Below are 19,028 nucleotides of genomic sequence, written 5' to 3'. Positions count from 1 at the left end.
TAATCAAAGGGTCTTTGCAAGCCTATGAATGATGTCAGTAGCCCCTCCTTCCCTGCCATTGATCAGCCATGGTCATTCCTGTGTCGTTGATTCCCCTGGTGGTGTGTGACGACTCCAACATGGCGCGCAAACAGGTGTTGCGTGCACTGCCGACAGACTGGCCGGTTTCGGTCACCGAGGCGAGCAATGGCCGCCAGGCCATGGACGCCATACGCCAGGGCCTGGGGCATGTGGTGCTGCTCGACCTGACCATGCCGGAAATGGATGGCTACCAGGTATTGAGCGCCTTGCGCGACGAAGGATTGAAGGCGCAGGTCATCGTGATTTCCGGTGACGTCCAGGATGAGGCGGTGCGCCGCGTACATGAGCTGGGCGCGCTGGCATTCCTGAAAAAACCGTTCGATGAAAACGACCTGCGCCAGACGCTGGCGCGGCTGGGGCTACTGGCCCAACCCAGCCAGGTGCCATTGCAGAATCGTTCGGTCACGACCACGGCCATCAGTTTCCACGATGTGTTCCGCGAGACGGTCAACGTGGCCATCGGCCGGGCAGCGGCCCTGATCGCCAAGGTGCTGGGGGTCTTCGTGCAATTGCCGGTGCCGAACGTGAACCTCCTCGAAGTCGGTGAGTTGCACATGGCCTTGACCGACGTTGGCAGCGCCCAGCAACTCACCGCGATCTGCCAGGGTTTTATCGGCAGCGGCATCGCTGGCGAAGCCCTGTTGATCTTCCATGACTCGGAAATCGCCGACATCGCGCAATTGATGCAGCGCCAGAGCGCCGACTATTCGGACCTGGAGATGTTGCTGGACCTTTCCAGCGTCCTGATCGGCGCGTGCCTGAGCAGCATTGCCGAACAGATCGACGTGGTGTTTTCCCAGGGCCACCCGCAGATTCTCGGCCAGCACGCAGCCATCGAGGAACTGATCCGGACCAACAGCAAACACTGGAAAAAGACCTTGGCGGTGGAAATCAGCTACAGCCTGGAAGGGCACGATATTCGTTTCGACCTGTTGCTGTTGTTCACGGAAGACTCCATCGAACGGTTGACCCACAAACTTGCCTACCTGATGAACTGAGCCATGAGCGAATCCATCGATCTGAACGAATTCCACTGGTTGCTGGCCATCGTTCAGAGCATCGACGTCGGGGTGGTGGTGCTCGACCGCGAGTACCGCGTGCAAGTCTGGAACACCTTCATGGAGAACCGCTCCGGGGTACAGCCCAAGGACGCGCACAACCAGCTTTTTTTCAGCCTGTTCCCCGAAATCGATCGCCAATGGTTCTGCCGCAAGGTGGAAAGCGTCGCGACCCTGGGCACGCCAGCGTTCACGGTCTGGGAGCAGCGCCCGTACTTGATGCGCTTCAAGAGTTACCAGCCGATCACCGGCCAGGAGGCGTTCATGTACCAGAACACCACACTGCTGCCGCTGCGCTCGCCCGACAACACCATCAAGCACATCTGCCTGGTGATCTATGACGTTACCGACGTCGCCACCAACCGGCATCAACTCCAGGCCGCCAACGCACAGCTGCAGCGACTCTCCAGCACCGATCGGCTGACGGGGCTGTACAACCGTGGTCATTGGGAGAGCAACCTGAAAGCCGCCTACGCCCGGCACCAGCGCTATGGCCATGCGTTGAGCCTGGTCATGCTCGACATCGATCATTTCAAGCGGGTCAACGACACCTACGGTCACCAGGCTGGCGACAAGGTCATCGAGCACGTCGCCAAGCTGCTGCACGAACATGTACGCGAGTCCGACGTGGCCGGGCGTTATGGCGGTGAAGAGTTCGCCGTGGTGCTTTCAGACACCGACAAGGCTGGTGCACATATTTTCGCCGAGCGCCTGCGCAAGGCTATCGAAGCACTGGAAGTGCAGTTCAACGACCAGACTATCCGCTTCACCGTCAGCCTGGGAGTGGCGGACCTGAGCCAGCCCTCGAACGACCACGCCGAGCTGATCGCCAGGGCCGACCAGGCGCTGTATACCTCGAAGAAGACCGGACGCAATCGGGTGACGGTGCATGAATAGCGAGCCCATTTTTTTTCCAGGATGACGGTGAGGTTTGATGCCCACCTCACATCCCTTGTGGGAGCGAGCTTGCTCGCGATAGCGTTGGTTCAGCAGCATTGAGGGTGGCTGGCACGCCGTCATCGCGAGCAAGCTCGCTCCCACATGGGTTCATTGGCATTCACTGGCCAAGGGTTGAGGAAGTCTGGCCATATTTACCCAACAGCTTGAGCGTCACCCCATTCGTCCAGCCGAAGCCGTCCTGCAATTCATATTCGCCACCTCCCCCGCCGTCGCCCCGTCCGGACAGGTCGTATTTCTCCACCAGCTTGTTTTCCTTGCGGTAGAGGTTCTCGACCTGCTGCAAGAAGCGACTGCCTACCTGTTGCACCAACGCGGTGTGCCCGTAGCGGTCCAGCCCCTCCACCGCGACCCATTGCAGCGGTGCCCAGCCATTGGGTTCGTCCCACTGCTGGCCAGTGTCGACTTGGGTGGTGGCGATACCTGCGGCACGCAACAGGCCATCACGGACCGCATCGGCGGTGCGATGGGCATGTTCGGCGCCGGCCAGGCCGGTGTACAGCGGGAAAAGCGTCGCCGCCGTGAGCTGCTGGCGTTGTTGCCGGCGTTGCCAGTCGTAGTCCACGTAGAAACCTTTGTCGGCATTCCACAAGTGCTGCTCGATGGCCCGCTGGCGCAATTCGGCGCGCCGGCCGTAAGCCTGGACGCACGGGCCGTTCTGCACCGTCTCGCAGGCTTTGGCGATGGTCTGTTCCAGATGATAGATCAGGCTATTGAGGTCCACGGGCACAATGGCAGTGGTGCGAATACTCGCCAGGTTCTGTCCGTCGTCCAACCAGCGCGAGCTGAAGTCCCAGCCACTTTCGGCGCCGGCGCGCAGGTCACGCCAGACCTCCTCCTTGGGGCGATCCGGCGCCTGTTCGGCGGTGCTGACATCTTGCAACCAGGATTCCTGTCGAGGCGTCGGGCTGGCATCCCAATAGCGGTTGAGCACACTGCCATCGGCGAGTTTGACCACGTGCCGATCCGCAGCGCCGGGCTTGAGTGCCTGGGCGCCCTCCATCCAATAGGCATACTCCTTCTGCAACTGTGGCAGGTATCGCCCATAGGCCTGGTCACCTTCGATGCGCGCCTGCAACTCCACCATGTAGGCGAAAAATGGCGGCTGCGACCGGCTCAGGTAGTAGGTGCGATTGCCGTTGGGAATGTGGCCGTAGGTGTCGATCATGTAGGCAAAGTTATCGGTCATCTGGCGGACCCGGGCCTTATCGCCGCTTTGCTCGAGACCCAGCATGGTGAAATACGAATCCCAGTAATACATCTCGCGAAAGCGTCCGCCAGGTACCACATAGGGCTGCGGCAAGGGCAACAAACTGCTGTAGGCCGGCACCTGGCTGTAGGATCGGCTCAGTATCGGCCAGAGGCTGTCAATGTGTTCCTGGATCGGAGCGCCGGGCTTGGGCGCCGGGCTTTCGGCTTGGCCAGATTCGATGAAGTTGTCTTTCACGAAGGCCTTGATATCGAAGCCGTCGCGACCACGTTGGGCCAGGTAGTCGGCGCGGATCTGTGCCGGATCACGGTTGGGCAGTGCGTCCACGAAATGCTTCTGGTCGGTGAACACCTGCCCACGCTGCACCGCTTCAAAGAGCTCGGGGTAGGCCTGGTCGGGGGGAAGATTGGCCCGTCCCTGGGCGTCGACGTAGCTCCATGTGGCAGGCGGTTGGCTTGAACAGGCCACGCACAGCAGCGCGGCAAAGGAAAGGCTGGTGAGTTCAATAGGTCGCATCAAGGGGTCCATCCTGTTTTTCGTTCCTGACAAACGAGTGACCTGCCGGAATGGACCTGGGTTCAGCCGATGATGCAGCGCCGGGCGACGCCTGGCGATGATGTCGCGGTGGCCCGAGGCGATATCGCCGAAGGTCAGCCGGTGAGTGCCGACGGCATCAGCCTGGTCGCCCGGCAGGCGATTCCGTCCGGCCACAAGATCGCCCTGCGCCCGGTGTTGGCCGGCCAGCGTGTGCTCAAGTACGGCCAGGCCACTCAGGCCATCGAGCCGGGCGATCACGTCCACGTGAACAATCTGGACATGCCCGCCAATACGACCGAACACAGCGTACGTAACGTGTATGCCCCCACGTCGTTGAGCGAGAATCCCGCGACCTTCGAAGGTTACGTCCGCGAGGATGGACGCGTCGGCACACGCAATTACATCGGGGTCATTTCCAACGTCAATTGCTCGCTCCCACAGTTTGATCGGTGGTGCACCTCGATTTTGCGGCCTGTCCAAGTCTCCTGTGGGAGCGAGCTTGCTCGCGATGGCGGCAGCACTCACCATCGTTGTCACAGGCAAGCTCCCCCCGCTTGCCAAACCTGATAGCCTGGATTGGCATTCAACCCACATCAGCACATCGGCCCAGGCTGGGCCGAGCCTGCTCAAACAATGGAGCGATCTACATGGAAGTCTGCAATCGGCTGCAACCCTCGGAGTGCGTCAGCATGGAGGACATCCGAGGTGAAATCGATGCCCTCGATCAGGCGGTCATCAAATTGCTGGGCAAGCGTTTTCAATACGTACTCGCGGCTTCGAAGTTCAAGACCTCGGCCACGTCGGTACGTGCGCCGGAGCGTTTCAAGGCGATGCTGGCGACACGACGGGAATGGGCCGAGGCCGAGGGCCTGAACCCGGATGCCATCGAAAGAATGTACAGCGACCTGGTGAACCACTTCATTGCCGAAGAAATGAAGCACTGGGCGGCCGATCAAGCCCGGAGCTGATTTTTCCTGCTTCGCTGGCAAGGGCGTCCCCTCCTTGCCAGCATCCTGTCCTCCGGCGAGTTCGGGAGCAATCGCCGACAAAATTCGTACGCCTTTGGCCACTAAAACCACCCGCAAACCACCCAGAATCCAGTGGGTGATCGTCCACGCCAAAAGTAAATCAACGCCTTGTTTGTGTTGCGCTTCGCTCTGCTTGGCCAGCGTCAAGCATTCGAGATTTGACACTACAAAGCTATCACCTATCGTTCCTCTCGAGACCGCACCCAGGGACCGGGTGGCCCGGACGCCTTTGCAGGCGCGGTCGTCAATGTCATTCCCTCAAGGAGCAACAAAATGTCTGGAACGACCCAAACCATTGATGTGCTGGTCAACGTTGACGCCGATTACCTGCTCGCCCACCCCAACGACGTAGGCGGCGCGATTGCCATGCTGGTGACCCGCAGTGCCATCGACAGCCATGCCAACATCACCAGCGGCGAAGGCGAAGGCGGTAACGAATTGTGGTTCGACGTAAAACCCGGTGACATCATTCGTTGGCGCGCCACCACGCTGTCGCGCAACTTCGACCGCATCGCATTGATCAAGGACGTCGAGATTGGCGACCCTCACCAGGGCGGTGATTACAAGGGCACCATTTCGAAGCCGACACCGTTCAACATTCCCGGCATCCCCGTGCCTTATCTGGACAACGGCGCCCCCGGCGGTATCGCCAAAACCGATGTGACCTATACCTTCTGGCAGTCCACTGCACTGAGCCCAGGCAAGCTCTGGTACCAAATCTACTTCGTTCTGCTGGACCGAAACCTGAACCAGATTGGCCCGACCAACACCTGGGACCCCTACATCACCGTCAATAACCAATAACTGAAAGGTACACAGCCCTGTGGGAGCAGAGCTTGCTCCCACAGGTTTGAGGCTTAGCTGACTGGCATTACATTCCTAGGCCGCTTTTTCAAACTCCATCAATGCTGCCAACACCAACGGGTGCAGGACAGCGTCAGGATGTTTCGTTTGCCAGGCCATCAAGTCGCGACACATGGTTGGCGTCCAGAAGCTCTTGATGTGCTGATACACACCACGCACCGCCACCGCATGGTCCGGCTCACTGGCGAAGTACTGACCGATCTGGTTGGCCATCTTGATCAAGCTGTCAGAGCTCATCGACGCACCTCGGCTTTTTCGGCATGGCGACGTTCCCTCAGCAGGCGGCCTTGTTCATCACTGAAGGCCTGGTAACGCTTCTGCCATTCCGAAGGCTGGCTGACCCGCACGATCTCCACCGCTGTCACCTTGTATTCCGGACAATTGGTGGCCCAGTCGGAGTTATCGGTGGTGATCACATTGGCGCCCGATTCCGGGAAGTGGAACGTGGTGTAGACCACGCCCGGCGCCACCCGCTCGGTCACCCTCGCGCGCAGCACCGTCTGCCCGGCACGGCTGCCGATACCGACCCAGTCTTCGTCGACGATCCCGCGGTTCTCGGCATCGGTCGGGTGGATTTCCAGACGGTCCTCCTCGTGCCAGGCGACGTTTTCGGTGCGCCGGGTCTGGGCGCCGACGTTGTACTGGCTGAGGATGCGGCCGGTGGTCAGCAGCAGCGGGTAGCGGTTGTTGACCTTCTCTTCGGTGGGCACGTAGCCGGTGAGCATGAAGCGGCCCTTGCCGCGCACGAACTGCTCGATGTGCATGGTCGGCGTGCCGTCCGGCGCGGCATCGTTGCAAGGCCATTGCAGGCTGCCGTGGCGCTCCAGTTCGGCGTAGCTGACGCGGGTGAAGGTCGGCGTCAGGCGGGCGATTTCATCCATGATTTCCGAAGGGTGGTTGTAGTGCATCTTGTAGCCCAGGGCATCGGCCAGGGCGATGGTGGCTTCCCAATCGGCCTTGCCGGCCAATGGGTCCATCACCTTGCGAACACGGGAGATACGGCGTTCGGCGTTGGTAAAGGTGCCGTCCTTCTCCAGGAACGAGCTGCCCGGCAGGAACACGTGGGCGAACTTGGCCGTCTCGTTGAGGAAGATGTCCTGGACGATCACGCATTCCAGCGCGGACAGCGCGGCCGTCACATGCTGGGTATTGGGGTCGCTCTGGGCGATGTCTTCACCTTGGCAATAAAGCGCCTTGAAGGTGCCGTCCAGGGCCGCTTCGAACATGTTCGGGATACGCAGGCCCGGGTCGGGTTGCAGGGTGACGTTCCAGGCCTGCTCGAACTCGGCGCGGACCGCTTCGTTGGAGATGTGCCGATAGCCTGGCAACTCGTGGGGGAACGAGCCCATGTCGCAGGAGCCCTGGACGTTGTTCTGCCCACGCAGCGGGTTCACCCCGACACCTTCGCGACCGATATTGCCGGTCGCCATGGCCAGGTTGGCGATGCCCATGACCGAGGTGCTGCCTTGACTGTGTTCGGTGACGCCGAGGCCGTAGTAGATGGCCGCGTTACCGCCAGTGGCGTAGAGCCGTGCCGCAGCGCGGATCTGCTCGGCAGGTACGCCGCAAACCGGGCCCAGGACCTCGGGCGAGTTTTCCGGCAGGCTGACGAAATCGCGCCAGCGGGCGAAATCCGCCGCCTCGCAGCGAGCTTCGACAAAAGGCAGGTCAATCAAGCCCTCGGTGGCAATCACATGGCCCAACGCGTTGAGCATTGCCACGTTGGTGCCCGGACGCAGTTGCAAGTGCAGCTCGGCGCGGGCATGGGGCGAATCCACCAGGTCGATGCGCCGTGGGTCGATGACAATCAGTCGCGCGCCCTGGCGCAGGCGGCGCTTGAGCTGGGAGCCGAACACCGGGTGCGCGTCGGTTGGGTTGGCGCCCATCACCAGGATCACGTCGGCCTTCATCACCGAATCGAAATTCTGGGTCCCGGCGGACTCGCCCAGGGTCTGCTTGAGGCCGTAACCGGTAGGCGAATGGCAGACACGGGCGCAGGTGTCGACGTTGTTGTTGCCGAACGCGGTGCGCACCAGTTTCTGCACCAGGTAGGTTTCTTCGTTGGTGCAGCGGCTGGACGTGATGCCGCCGATGGAGTCGCGCCCGTACTTGAGCTGGATCCGGCGCAGTTCGCTGGCGGCGTAGGTGACCGCCTCGTCCCAGCTGACTTCCTGCCACGGGTCGTTGATGTGCTTGCGGATCATCGGCTTGGTGATGCGATCCGGGTGCGTGGCGTAGCCCCAGGCGAAGCGACCCTTGACGCAGGAATGGCCGTGGTTGGCCTGGCCGTTCTTGTCCGGAACCATGCGCACCAGTTGTTCGCCTTTCATCTCGGCGCGGAACGAGCAACCCACGCCGCAGTAGGCGCATGTGGTGATGACGCTGCGCTCCGGCTGGCCGATTTCCACGACGCTCTTGTCGATCAGGGTCGCCGTCGGGCACGCCTGTACGCAAGCGCCGCAGGACACGCATTCGGAGTCGAGGAAGTTGTCACCCCCGGCCGCTTCCACCCGGGAATCGAAGCCACGCCCGCTGATGGTCAGGGCGAAGGTGCCCTGGATTTCCTCACAGGCACGCACGCAGCGGCTGCAGACGATGCACTTGCTCGGGTCGTAGTCGAAATACGGGTTGGAAACGTCCTTGGCCTCGTCCAGGTGGTTGGCACCTTCGTAGCCATAGCGCACTTCGCGCAGGCCCACCTGCCCCGCCACGGTCTGCAATTCGCAGTTGCCATTGGCCGAGCAGGTCAGGCAGTCCAGCGGGTGGTCGGAAATGTACAGCTCCATCACGTTGCGTCGCAGCGTGGCGAGCTTGGAGGTTTGCGTGCGCACCACCATGCCCTCGGTCACCGGCGTGGTGCAGGACGCGGGATAGCCACGCATGCCGTCGATTTCCACCAGGCACATGCGGCAGGAGCCGAAGGCTTCGAGGCTGTCGGTGGCGCAGAGCTTGGGAATGGTGGTGCCGAGCAAGGCCGCGGCACGCATGACCGAAGTGCCGGAGGCGACGCTGATTTCGCGCCCGTCGATGGTCAGGCTGACCTGCACGGCGCTTTCACGCGCCGGGGTGCCCAAGTCGATATCGGTGCGGGGATCGAAGATGGTAATCATTGGTCGGCCTCCGTGGTCGCCAGACCGAAGTCGGCGGGAAAATGCTTGAGGGCGCTGGCGACAGGGTAGGACGTCATCCCACCGAGGGCACAGAGCGAACCGTATTGCAGGGTGTCGCACAGGTCCTGCAGCAACAGGGCCTGTTCCTGACGGGCACCGGCTTCGGTGCTGGCGATCAAGCGATCCACCACTTCCACCCCGCGGGTGGAGCCGATCCGGCATGGCGTGCACTTGCCGCAGGATTCCTCGGCGCAGAACTGCAAGGCGAACCGGGCCATCTGGGCCATGTCCAGGCTGTCGTCGGCGACTACCACACCACCGTGGCCGAGCATCGCCCCCATGGCGGCGAACGCTTCGTAGTCCAGCGGCGTATCGAACTGCGAAGGCGGCACCCAGGCACCCAACGGCCCACCCACTTGCGCGGCCTTCAGGGGCCGACCACTGGCGGTACCGCCGCCGTAACCTTCCACCAATTCTCGCAGGCTCAGGCCGAAGGCGCGTTCCACCAGGCCGCCGTGACGGACATTGCCGGCCAGTTGGAACGGCATCGTGCCCAGGGAACGGCCCATGCCGAAGTCGCGATAGAACTGCGCGCCCTTCTCCAGGATGATCGGCACCGAGGTCAAGGTCAGCACGTTATGCACCAGTGTCGGCAACCCGAACAGGCCTTGCAGCGCCGGCAGCGGCGGCTTGGCGCGCACCGTGCCGCGCTTGCCCTCGAGGGACTCCAAAAGCGCCGTTTCCTCGCCGCAGATATAAGCGCCGGCACCGACCCGCACTTCCAGCTCGAACGTGTGGCCACTGCCGCCGACGTTCGCGCCCAGGTAACCGGCCTCACGGGCGATGTGCAGCGCGTCGTTCAGCGTATTGACGGCGTCCGGGTACTCCGAACGCACGTAGATATAGCCCATCGTCGCGCCTACGGCGATGCCGGCGATGATCATGCCTTCGATCAGCAGGAAGGGGTCGCCTTCCATCAGCATACGGTCAGCGAACGTGCCGGAGTCGCCTTCGTCGGCGTTGCAGACCACGTACTTCTGCGGCCCCTGGGCATCACGCACAGTGCGCCACTTGATGCCCGCCGGAAACGCCGCACCACCCCGGCCACGCAGGCCGGAGTCCAGCACGCTGGCGACGACATCTGCGCCGTCCATCTGGATGGACCGGGCCAGGCCCAGGAAGCCGCCCCGGGCACGGTAGTCGTCCAAAGACAGCGGTTGCGTGATGCCGGCGCGCGCGAACAGCAGGCGCTGCTGACTCTTGAGATAGGGAATCTCCTCCACCGGCCCCAGGGCCAGCGGATGGCTACCAGGATCGCCTGCCAGGGCATCCAGCAGGCCCGGCACATCGGCGGGCGTGACAGGGCCGAAGCCCAGCCGGACGCCGGCGCTTTCCAGCTCCACCAACGGTTCCAGCCAGTAGAGGCCACGGGAACTGGTGCGCAACACCGTCAGCGGCAGCTGGCGACGTTCAGCCTCACGGACCAACGCATCGGCCACCTTGTCCGCGCCCACGGCACGGGCCACCGAATCACGGGGGATACAGAGCGTCAGCATGCGCCCTCCTCCATGCAATCATTGACCAACTGACGCAGACGCTCGGGCGTGATCCGGGCATGCAGTTCCCCGTCCAGCTCCAGGGCCGGCGAGCAGACGCAGGCCCCCAGGCAATAGACCGGGCGCAGGCTGATACTGCCATCGGCGCTGGTGCCGTGATCGTCCAGCGCCAACTGCTCGCGCAACTGCGCAGCCAGGGCTTCGGCGCCCATGCTCTTGCAGGACTCGGCCCGGCACAGGCGAAGCGTATGGCGCGCCGGCGGCGTGGTGCGGAAATCGTGGTAGAAACTGATGACCCCGCGCACTTCAGCCAGGCTGAGGTTCAGGGCGTGGGCGATCTCCGGGACGGCGTTGTCGGGGACATACCCGCAGCCTGCCTGGATGGCATGGAGAATAGGCAGCAAGGCACCGGGGGTGTCCTTTTCGCGCGCAAGCACGCTATGGATCAAAGGCAGGTGAAGCGTCTCATCAGGCATAAACGTACCTCGGCATCTCGAACGACACCGCCGCATGGCGGCAGCCGTCCGGAGTCTTGGCTGCGGCGTCCGGCCCACGTCACGGTAGCGTGGCACATCCGATCGCCATTCTCGCTCTCCGGCCAGGTGTCTTTGGCGCACCTGATCCGGGGCATCCTCACAGCTTGCCACTCCCGGGGGTTGGCGATTGCACATGGACGACGAAACGTGTTCTGAAAGCGACTAGGCGGGAAAAGTTGTCCTGCGCCCGCGGGAGGTCAAATACACAAGTGATTGTAGGCGACGCACAGCGATCGATGGCTTGGCCGTTTTCCTGACTGCCAGCATGGCGAAAGCTTTGCTGGATCACAACATAAGGTTACAAACACACTATATATGTATCGTTTTCACAGCGTCGCACCGAGAAATCATTAAGGGAGTTTAAAACCTAAAAAACCGCAGGGACGCCCAATGTCACCCAAAACACTCGCCTCATACTCTCTGTCACTCTCACTGCTTGCCACTAGTTTTAACACAACAGCAGAGGAATATTATTGGCACATTCAACCGGAAGCTTGGGATTGGCAGGGACCACAGAAAAATCATCTATCCCCAGAACTAGCCTGTCGATTTCTGCACGAAAACACTGAGTACGAAATGTATGAATACGGCTCTGCCACTCCCACCTCAAGGGAAAACCAATGGACCTGTAACCTTTTCTATGGTGACGGGCCCGATGACAATCTAGCCATATCGATATACAGGCATGGCAACTCATGCGAAGGCGGGAAAACTTTTAATAACTTTACCGAACAATGCGAAGCCCAAGGGGTGGACAACAGCTGCCCTTCAAGCCTAACGGGAAATCCGATAAATTTCGCAACAGGCTATAAAATACAACTCGAAAATGACTACTCTGTTTCGAACTCACCTTCAGCTTTAAATCCACTCGAGTTTTCAAAGTCCTACAGAAGCGCCGATGGAGTATGGCGACATGGTTATTCATCCAGACTAAATTTCGAAGAGAACCTGATCACGCTTATTCATCATAATGGAAATCTCTCCTATTTCGAAAAGGAAGGTGCGTCGTATAAGGGTAAACCACCAGAAACGGGCAAGCTCACCCGCCTGTCAAACCGCTGGAGCTATCATGCCTCCAACAACCACGTACTTGAGTTTGACAGCGACGGAAGGCTCATAGCGCTTATCAAATCAGGTATCGCACTAAACGTCACATACTTAAATACCATTGCAACTGTCACTGACGGCTTTGGCAACACCTTAACGTTTACCGAGGACGCAAAGAAGCAACCTCTTACCGTCACAGCGAACAACGTAAACATTAGCTACACCTACAATGATTACAAACAGCTTACTTCGATGATCAAAAACCATCCAAACCATACAGAAAACAAACAATACCTTTATCAAGACCCCAACGACCGCAGACTGCTGACCGGCATTATCGATGAACGCGGGGTACGTTACGCCACATGGACCTATGATGAACAAGGACGCGCCATTTCAAGTGAGCACGCTGCTGGAGCTGAGAAAGTCCTGGTCAACTACAACAGTGATGGATCGTCCACGGTCACTAACGCGTTGGGCAAGCAGACGCACTATCAATTTGAATTGATTCAAGGCATCAAACGCATCAAATCCATTACAGGTTTTCCATCGGCCAACTGTCCCGATAGCAACTCAACTTTCACCTACGACACCCGCGGTCTGCTGACAACAAAAACAGATAACAAAGGCAATATAACCACCTATCTCCACAACGACCGTGGCCTGGAAACCTCTCGCACGGAAGCGAGCGGCACTTCTCAAGCGAGAATGATCACCACCGAATGGCACCCGACGCTGTATTCCCCAGTGCGTATCAACGAACCGAATCGCTCCATTCAATACACCTATGACACTCAAGGGCGCCAGCTCAGTAAAACAATCATTTCACGTTAATTCAGAAGGATCTGAATATGAATACATTGATCTGCAAGGTTGCTCTGTTCGCTCTCGCTTTGGGCGGAACCATTACCACCCTTCCTCTTTGCCAAGCTGCCGAACGTGGCTGGTCGTTTACCTACAATACCCAGGGGCTGTTGGAGTCGTCAGATGGGCCCCGAACAGATGTAAGTGACATTACCCGCTATGAATACGATGCCAAAGGACATCTGGCACGCATTATCAACGCGCTCGGGCACACCACTACATTTTCCAACTTTGACGTCACCGGCAACCCTAAGACAATTGTCGATTCCAATGGCGTTATTACAAACCTGACCTATTCACCACAAGGCTGGGTGAGGTCGTTGAGTACCGCTACCGGCACTGTTCGCTTTGAACACAACGCCGTGGGCGACATCACCAAGATCATTCGCGCAGACAATAGCTGGTCGGCTTACACCTGGGACGACGCAAGGCGGCTCATTCGAGTGAGCAATAACGCAGGGGAACAGATCGAATTTGATCTCGACCCGATGGGGAGCCGGACTGCGGTAAGGATCAAGGACAAGACCGGTCATCTGACCAGACAACATCAATGGGTGTATGACGAACTGGGTCGCTTGCTGCGTTCAGTGGGTGCTGCCGGCCAGACAAGCCGGACCCAGTACGACCTTAACGATAATCCGATCGCGCTGACCAACCCCCGCAATCACAGCCATCAACGGGCCTTTGACCCATTGAACCGATGGGTGACGAATACTGACCCGCTCAATGGCATCACTCAACTTGAGTACGACGTTCAAGATAACCTCACGCAAGTCCGCGACCCACGTGGTGCGACCACTCAATATCAATACGACGGCCTGGGAAACCTGACGCGGGTGAACAGCCCTGAGAGCGGCTCCACTGACTACCAATACGATGCCGCAGGCAACGTGACGCAACAGGTGGACGCGCGTGGTGTGGTCACGACTTTTGCCTACGATGCGCTCAATCGCCTGACCGCCCGCCGCTATCCGACGAACCCGGCACTGGACGTTCAGTTCCACTACGATTCGATTGCCGCCGGTAACAAAGGCATTGGCCGACTGACAGCCGTGGAGGACGTCAACGGGGAGCTGAATTACACCTACGACGCCCAAGGCAACGTTACAGGCCAGCGGCAAACAGCGCCTGCAAACACAGCCACTCAGCCAGAACAAATCGGCTATGGATACGACGTAGCCAATCGATTGAGCAGGATCGACTATCCAACAGGTTTCAGCATCGTTTACTCGCGCAACACCACAGGACAAATCAGCCAAGTACAAATTCGGCGCGGCACGGGGCAGCCGACCGCGTTCGCCAGCAACATCACGTATCAACCTTTTGGTCCGCTTAAAAACCTGACCTGGGCCAACGGGACTACGCTTCAACGTACCTTCGATCTGGACTACCGGCTGACCGCTCAAACCGTTGCAGGCCAGAGTAACGCCTATACCTACGACGGCCAGGGAAACATGACTCAAATGCAACGCGACTCAGTCGACAACCATGGCTACAGCTATGACCCGCTGGATCGCCTGGTGGGAGAATCTACTGCTTTCAACCGGATGACTTACGTTTATGATCCCGCGGGTAACCGCACCCGAAAAGCGCTCAGCACGTTGATTGACGGCGAGTTGCGTGTCACCGCTGGCACGTCTTATCAGTATGGGGCGAGCAACAATCGGTTGACGCTGGCAGGCACCCACTCGGTAGGCTTCGACGCGACAGGCAACCTGACCGCAGACCGCGCCGATCGTCAGTTTTCCTACGACGAGCAGAATCGCCTGAACAAAGTGAAAATCAAGGGTACTGTCAAGGCTCGGTTCCGCTACAACGCTTTCGGCCAACGAACCAAAAAAATCACCTCTCAAGGCACTACAACATTTATCTACGGGTTGAGTGGCGAACCTCTTGGCGAGCACGTATTCGATAACCAAGGCAAGAAGCTGAGAAGTCAGTTTTATATCTGGCTCGAAGGGGTGCCCTTGGGCGGGATCAGTGTGAGCTACGGTGCAACGGGCGCGCCAGCAAACAGCGCCGCGTTCTACCTCCATAGCGACCACCTCAACACACCGCGGATCGCAACGAACGCAACGCGAACAAAGATATGGGAGTGGGTTTCCGATGCATTTGGTACAAAGGAAGCCAGCGGACAACTGGAAATCAACCTGCGCTTTCCCGGTCAGTACTACGATGTCGAGACTGGACTCCACTATAACTATTTCCGTGATTACGACCCGAAAACTGGACGCTACATGCAGAGCGATCCGATTGGGTTGACAGGCGGTTTGAATACTTTCGAATATGCAATGGCCAATCCGTTGAATGTTATCGATCCAAAAGGACTTATGGGTTATCCCAACGGCCCTACGCTTATGCCAGGAAAACAGGTCGCTCGCTACGGCTTTACCGCTTGTCTTGGGATGTACTGCGCGTCCTATATTCAAGGAGAACCTACAGCCACAGGATCCCTTGGAGTCGGTGGATTGGGTGCTGCGATACTAGTATGTGAAATGCCCCCTCCGCCAGAAACAAATTGTGGTCCCGATTGGAAAGATCATCTTCCCGACGGTGGAGTCGTATCCGGGGCGCCGGGCCGAGCTGGTCTATTCTTAGGAGGACAACTGAACCCCGACGGAACACTTTGCGCCTATGGCGGACTTATGGGCGGCATTCCGGGGCCTAACTACAGCACTGGCCCCATAGAGTACTAAACAATGATCGCATACATTTTTTCAATACTGGGTCTGACTTATATAAGCCTGATGATAACGGCGTATCCACATGCCAAAAAGGGCCAAGGCATTGTAGTGGCCGGACCATGGTGGTGCCTCTATAAGAGCAGCTACAAAGAAAGCGTCGGAAATCTCTGCACTTTTGGCAGAATCATCCTAGGACTCGACCTAATCCTTCTTACTTATATTTACTTATAGCAATACAAAATAACAACCAAGTGGAAACATGCGCAGCCAAGGGCAACAACTCTCCTGAAAACCGCCCCAAAAGCTATATGACATTTCTTAACAATGGAATTTTAAGGACAGAGGCAAGCTCTGAAGATGCGTACTATTAATACCATTCTTAAACTGTCGAAAACAACAGCAGCACTGATTGCTTTGGTGACTGTGGTTTTTGCTGTCATCGGACTCAAATACCAAGAACCCGTGAACATTGAACGGGCTTGCGAGAACTCTCGACCTCCGCTAGTAAACAACTTCAACAGCTGCAGCTTTGTTGATCAGACTTTGAACTCCCTTGAAACGGAAGGTTATAAACCTATAACTCTAGAAAACTCAGAAAAAAACAGCGGTCTTCTGCGAAAAAAATTCTCTTTAAAAACATTTGAAGTACCCAACTACAAAATAGATAACAGCACCGCCCCTGCGCAATTCAGCTTTATAAACGGACGATTATTTGCCATATCCTACTTTCCGAAAGCATCAGACACCGTATTCGAAAGGCATCCAGCAAGTAAATCCGAGACGCTGACTGTAAAACACCTGACCAACCACCAGGGATTGAAATACATATCATGGTCAAACAATCACCTTGAAATCTATATCACTTGGTGGATATCGAGATTCTCATGAGGGCTAGCATGTGAGTTACTAAACGTTACAGCTTGCCCCAAACCGTAACGTTTTTTTAAGAGGTATTTAAGCGCCCGACTTCAATGCAACAGCAGTAGTTACCAGTCCCATAGATCTCCCCAAAAAAGGCCTCCCATCTCGCCACAAGAGCAAAAAATCATCGCTATGCTTCTTTGTACGTCAACCTATTGCCAGCCCCAAGGACTTCCCGCTGGAAAATTACAAAAGATTTGAAAATGCGACGGTGATTTTCCGAGGCATTGGCAATTCGACGCTCATTGAAATGCACACCGAGGAAACGGCGATCCGGTTGGAGATCCCCAATGACTCGATCATTGTCGAGCGCCGCGTGAAGCCCGTTGCCAAAATCAGGAAAAATCCTGAGAAAACGGAAAGCTGATACCATCCAACCATTGACACGCTGAGCAGATCGACATGAATCGCCGTAAGAAAATAAACCAGTTATTGAAGGCTAACGCCAAAAAAGCCAGTGCCAAGCTGGCACCCAAAAGCAAGAATCAATACATCAGCAAAGCCGACCGACTGAAACTGGCGGCTGAAGCCAGTGATGCGCCTATCACACCTGCACAAAGCTAATCCACGTCCCCCCCTTGAAGCGCTGCGCCAAAAACGCCGCACCTGGCTGCTGATCTCAAGCTTGCGCTTCAGTCCTGCCGGGCTGACTCCAGCCCGCATCCCCTCCCCTTGAAGTCATCTGCCTTCGGCGAAATTTCGGACCGTCAGTCAAATTGCGTCTTGCGCTAAATATATGGAAATACGAATATTCTTTTTTCCATATATCAGGTTTTCGACCGGACGGGAGATGTGCAATGACTGAGTTTTCCAGCGAACCCCCAAATGACTTTCCAAATCTGGACCTGTCACTTTTCGATGTACCTACGCCGGAAAAGCTCGCGCCGAGCGCAGAACCACAGCACAAGCTGCGCATACTTCTACTGTACGGATCAACCCGCGAGCGCTCCTTCAGCCAGTTGCTGACCCGCGAAGCGGCGCGCCTGCTGGAGCTCATGGGCGCCGAAACCGCGATTTTCGACCCGTCCGGGCTGCCATTGCCGGACGATGCGCCCGTCGATCACCCCAAGGTGCAGGAACTGCGCGACCTGGTGATGTGGTCGGAAGGCCAGGTTTGGTGCTCGCCAGAACGCCATGGTTCGATGTCGGCGGTGTTCAAGGCCCAGATCGACTGGATCCCGCTCGCCCTGGGCGCGGTTCGTCCCTCACAGGGCAAGACGTTGGCGGTGATGCAAGTGTGCGGCGGCTCGCAATCCTTCAACACGGTGAACCAACTTCGCGTGTTGGGTCGTTGGATGCGCATGGTCACGATCCCCAATCAATCCTCCGTCCCCAAAGCCTTCCTTGAGTTCGACGAAGCCGGACGCATGAAGCCATCGTCCTATTACGACCGGGTTGTCGATGTCATGGAGGAGCTGATGAAGTTCACCTTGCTGGTGCGTGGCAGAGAAGCCTATTTGGTAGACCGCTACTCCGAGCGCAAGGAAAGCGCCGAAGCGCTCTCCAAACGCGTTAACCAGAGGTCCATCTAGGCGCAGCGGCAGAATCAGGATGTGCTGCGTTTGGCTTTTCGAGGCAAAATACGCCCTTGAACCGCAAGGAACGCATGAGTGAGCGCTATTACATCCAAACCCTCCAGCCCAACCCCGAGCTAGGGATCGAAACACCATGGATGAACGTCAAGCAGCCATCAAGCACAAGATCCGCGCCGTGGTGAAGAGCAGCGAATCCGACGAGATCAGTTATCGATCAGAGTGGCTCGGTTACCTGCCCTTCCCGGTTTTTCAATGGGTTGAATATTAGGGCGAGAGCTTTTCCAGCGACTTCCCCTTCGATTGGACCCTTGAGGATTTGACGAGTCTTGAGCGGACAGGATTCTTGGAAACCCTAGAAGCTTATGAGAACCCGGAAGACCACTTTGATCGGGATATCAGGTATCGCGTTCATGTGGGAAACGTGTAACGGCTGGTTGGAAAAATGGACAATCCGAGGAAAGGAAATGGGCATTCTTGATCGCTTGTTCGGCGGCCGCTTTACCCTGCCGCCACCAGAGGAAACGACTGTCAGCGACGCGACGATCATGCGGGAGCTGCATCCCTATCGCTCCGGGCTCAAGGCGTTTGCCCAAGCCCTGTTGGTCCGCATGCCAGAAGGCGAACGCGCCAGGCTAGTCAGGCGTGTGCTGCGCATTTACGGCTCGGGCCAAGAGCCGGCCACGGCCCTGGTGGAAGGCCTGCTGGATGCAGGCAAGGGCCAGAAGCTCGAACACCTGGCTTTGCTAGGCGTCGACTGGAAAGGCTTCGATGGTTTCGAATATCTGGTGCCCTATCTGGTCAGCGCCAGCGGGGTGAAAGAAACTTACCCCTACCGCCATGAGGGCACGTTGTCGATGTCGCAGACGCTGGCCAATTTCGACCAATGGTTGGCGGCGTTCGATAAACGCTACCTGCACCTGGACTCCGGTGGCGACGAATATATCGGGTTCATCGCCGAGGCAGACCAGGTCGAAGCCATGATCGAACTCGCGCGACAGGCAGGTCTTGAAGTGCACCTCGAGAGTTTCTGAAGAAGATGT

The 19,028-nt window shown here is 58.0% G+C and carries 17 protein-coding genes; 12 read left to right on the top strand and 5 right to left on the bottom strand.

What is annotated here, in order from left to right; genetic code table 11:
* The first annotated feature begins 68 nt into the window (after nt 1-68).
* Together BLP82_RS03130 and BLP82_RS03125 are read left to right on the top strand one after the other, a co-directional pair.
* Nucleotides 69-1,079, top strand: a complete 1,011-nt coding sequence (locus BLP82_RS03130) for a response regulator (protein WP_092165279.1) — start codon at nt 69-71, stop codon at nt 1,077-1,079.
* 3 nt (nt 1,080-1,082) lie between these two features.
* Complete coding sequence (locus BLP82_RS03125) at nt 1,083-2,036, top strand: sensor domain-containing diguanylate cyclase (RefSeq protein WP_092165277.1); 954 nt, start codon at nt 1,083-1,085, stop codon at nt 2,034-2,036.
* Between the two features lie 160 nt (nt 2,037-2,196).
* Here the strand turns inward: BLP82_RS03125 and treA are convergent, their stop codons facing one another.
* Nucleotides 2,197-3,822, bottom strand: coding sequence for an alpha,alpha-trehalase TreA (gene treA, locus BLP82_RS03120; RefSeq protein ID WP_092165637.1), 1,626 nt, complete (start codon nt 3,820-3,822; stop codon nt 2,197-2,199).
* Nucleotides 3,823-3,891: 69 nt separating this feature from the next.
* On the opposite strand from treA, the gene BLP82_RS03115 reads away from it, so the two are divergent.
* The 3 genes from BLP82_RS03115 to BLP82_RS03105 all read left to right on the top strand — a co-directional run bounded on the left by BLP82_RS03115 (nt 3,892) and on the right by BLP82_RS03105 (nt 5,675).
* Nucleotides 3,892-4,410, top strand: coding sequence for a UxaA family hydrolase (locus BLP82_RS03115; RefSeq protein WP_256574046.1), 519 nt, complete (start codon nt 3,892-3,894; stop codon nt 4,408-4,410).
* Nucleotides 4,411-4,490: 80 nt separating this feature from the next.
* Complete coding sequence (locus tag BLP82_RS03110) at nt 4,491-4,811, top strand: isochorismate lyase (RefSeq protein ID WP_092165275.1); 321 nt, start codon at nt 4,491-4,493, stop codon at nt 4,809-4,811.
* 333 nt (nt 4,812-5,144) lie between these two features.
* Entirely contained in the window at nt 5,145-5,675 is a 531-nt protein-coding gene (locus BLP82_RS03105) for an AidA/PixA family protein (protein WP_092165273.1), read from the top strand.
* Between the two features lie 75 nt (nt 5,676-5,750).
* Here BLP82_RS03105 and BLP82_RS03100 read toward each other — a convergent pair whose 3' ends face one another.
* The 4 genes from BLP82_RS03100 to BLP82_RS03085 are packed head-to-tail and all read right to left on the bottom strand — an operon-like array spanning nt 5,751 to nt 10,877.
* A complete protein-coding gene (locus BLP82_RS03100) occupies nt 5,751-5,972 on the bottom strand; it encodes a formate dehydrogenase subunit delta (RefSeq protein ID WP_092165271.1) in 222 nt (73 codons plus the stop codon).
* Nucleotides 5,969-8,845, bottom strand: coding sequence for a formate dehydrogenase subunit alpha (gene fdhF / locus BLP82_RS03095; protein ID WP_092165269.1), 2,877 nt, complete (start codon nt 8,843-8,845; stop codon nt 5,969-5,971). The genes BLP82_RS03100 and fdhF overlap by 4 nt, the downstream gene beginning before the upstream one ends.
* Nucleotides 8,842-10,401: a formate dehydrogenase beta subunit gene (locus BLP82_RS03090; protein ID WP_092165267.1), complete on the bottom strand. Its 1,560-nt coding sequence runs from the start codon at nt 10,399-10,401 to the stop codon at nt 8,842-8,844. The genes fdhF and BLP82_RS03090 overlap by 4 nt, the downstream gene beginning before the upstream one ends.
* The gene (locus BLP82_RS03085; protein ID WP_092165265.1) at nt 10,395-10,877 is read right to left on the bottom strand and encodes a formate dehydrogenase subunit gamma; all 483 of its coding nucleotides are present in this window, start codon (nt 10,875-10,877) and stop codon (nt 10,395-10,397) included. The genes BLP82_RS03090 and BLP82_RS03085 overlap by 7 nt, the downstream gene beginning before the upstream one ends.
* 450 nt (nt 10,878-11,327) lie before the next feature.
* Here BLP82_RS03085 and BLP82_RS03080 point away from each other — a divergent pair, with 450 nt between their 5' ends.
* From BLP82_RS03080 to BLP82_RS03045, 7 genes are all read left to right on the top strand, one after another.
* Nucleotides 11,328-12,818 carry a DUF6531 domain-containing protein gene (locus BLP82_RS03080; RefSeq protein ID WP_092165263.1) on the top strand — a complete coding sequence of 497 codons (1,491 nt, stop codon included), beginning with the start codon at nt 11,328-11,330 and terminating at the stop codon, nt 12,816-12,818.
* 17 nt (nt 12,819-12,835) lie between these two features.
* The gene (locus BLP82_RS03075) at nt 12,836-15,544 is read left to right on the top strand and encodes an RHS repeat-associated core domain-containing protein (protein ID WP_256576532.1); all 2,709 of its coding nucleotides are present in this window, start codon (nt 12,836-12,838) and stop codon (nt 15,542-15,544) included.
* Between the two features lie 345 nt (nt 15,545-15,889).
* Nucleotides 15,890-16,420, top strand: a complete 531-nt coding sequence (locus BLP82_RS30120; RefSeq protein WP_139197803.1) for a hypothetical protein — start codon at nt 15,890-15,892, stop codon at nt 16,418-16,420.
* Between the two features lie 435 nt (nt 16,421-16,855).
* A complete protein-coding gene (locus BLP82_RS03060) occupies nt 16,856-17,017 on the top strand; it encodes a DUF2986 domain-containing protein (RefSeq protein ID WP_092165259.1) in 162 nt (53 codons plus the stop codon).
* Nucleotides 17,018-17,250: 233 nt separating this feature from the next.
* The gene (gene arsH, locus BLP82_RS03055) at nt 17,251-17,985 is read left to right on the top strand and encodes an arsenical resistance protein ArsH (RefSeq protein WP_092165257.1); all 735 of its coding nucleotides are present in this window, start codon (nt 17,251-17,253) and stop codon (nt 17,983-17,985) included.
* A 136-nt stretch (nt 17,986-18,121) separates the two neighbouring features.
* Entirely contained in the window at nt 18,122-18,256 is a 135-nt protein-coding gene (locus tag BLP82_RS31500; RefSeq protein ID WP_256576531.1) for a hypothetical protein, read from the top strand.
* Nucleotides 18,257-18,452: 196 nt separating this feature from the next.
* Nucleotides 18,453-19,019 (top strand): DUF6630 family protein, encoded by a 567-nt coding sequence (locus BLP82_RS03045; RefSeq protein WP_092165255.1) that lies wholly within the window; start codon nt 18,453-18,455, stop codon nt 19,017-19,019.
* Nucleotides 19,020-19,028: the final 9 nt, after the last annotated feature.

This window comes from Pseudomonas sp. NFACC37-1 (assembly GCF_900101575.1).
Lineage (GTDB): Bacteria > Pseudomonadota > Gammaproteobacteria > Pseudomonadales > Pseudomonadaceae > Aquipseudomonas > Aquipseudomonas fluorescens_AA.
This window is presented reverse-complemented; position numbering and strand designations above follow the sequence as displayed.

Coding starts and splice junctions, on each gene's coding strand:
- BLP82_RS03125 (WP_092165277.1), top strand. CDS start 1,083: ATGAGCGAATCCATCGATCTGAACGAATTCCACTGGTTGCTGGCCATC.
- BLP82_RS03100 (WP_092165271.1), bottom strand. CDS start 5,972: ATGAGCTCTGACAGCTTGATCAAGATGGCCAACCAGATCGGTCAGTAC.
- BLP82_RS03080 (WP_092165263.1), top strand. CDS start 11,328: ATGTCACCCAAAACACTCGCCTCATACTCTCTGTCACTCTCACTGCTT.
- BLP82_RS03090 (WP_092165267.1), bottom strand. CDS start 10,401: ATGCTGACGCTCTGTATCCCCCGTGATTCGGTGGCCCGTGCCGTGGGC.
- BLP82_RS03075 (WP_256576532.1), top strand. CDS start 12,836: ATGAATACATTGATCTGCAAGGTTGCTCTGTTCGCTCTCGCTTTGGGC.
- BLP82_RS31500 (WP_256576531.1), top strand. CDS start 18,122: ATGGATGAACGTCAAGCAGCCATCAAGCACAAGATCCGCGCCGTGGTG.
- arsH (WP_092165257.1), top strand. CDS start 17,251: ATGACTGAGTTTTCCAGCGAACCCCCAAATGACTTTCCAAATCTGGAC.
- BLP82_RS03115 (WP_256574046.1), top strand. CDS start 3,892: ATGATGCAGCGCCGGGCGACGCCTGGCGATGATGTCGCGGTGGCCCGA.
- fdhF (WP_092165269.1), bottom strand. CDS start 8,845: ATGATTACCATCTTCGATCCCCGCACCGATATCGACTTGGGCACCCCG.
- BLP82_RS30120 (WP_139197803.1), top strand. CDS start 15,890: ATGCGTACTATTAATACCATTCTTAAACTGTCGAAAACAACAGCAGCA.
- BLP82_RS03045 (WP_092165255.1), top strand. CDS start 18,453: ATGGGCATTCTTGATCGCTTGTTCGGCGGCCGCTTTACCCTGCCGCCA.
- BLP82_RS03110 (WP_092165275.1), top strand. CDS start 4,491: ATGGAAGTCTGCAATCGGCTGCAACCCTCGGAGTGCGTCAGCATGGAG.
- BLP82_RS03130 (WP_092165279.1), top strand. CDS start 69: ATGGTCATTCCTGTGTCGTTGATTCCCCTGGTGGTGTGTGACGACTCC.
- BLP82_RS03085 (WP_092165265.1), bottom strand. CDS start 10,877: ATGCCTGATGAGACGCTTCACCTGCCTTTGATCCATAGCGTGCTTGCG.
- treA (WP_092165637.1), bottom strand. CDS start 3,822: ATGCGACCTATTGAACTCACCAGCCTTTCCTTTGCCGCGCTGCTGTGC.
- BLP82_RS03105 (WP_092165273.1), top strand. CDS start 5,145: ATGTCTGGAACGACCCAAACCATTGATGTGCTGGTCAACGTTGACGCC.
- BLP82_RS03060 (WP_092165259.1), top strand. CDS start 16,856: ATGAATCGCCGTAAGAAAATAAACCAGTTATTGAAGGCTAACGCCAAA.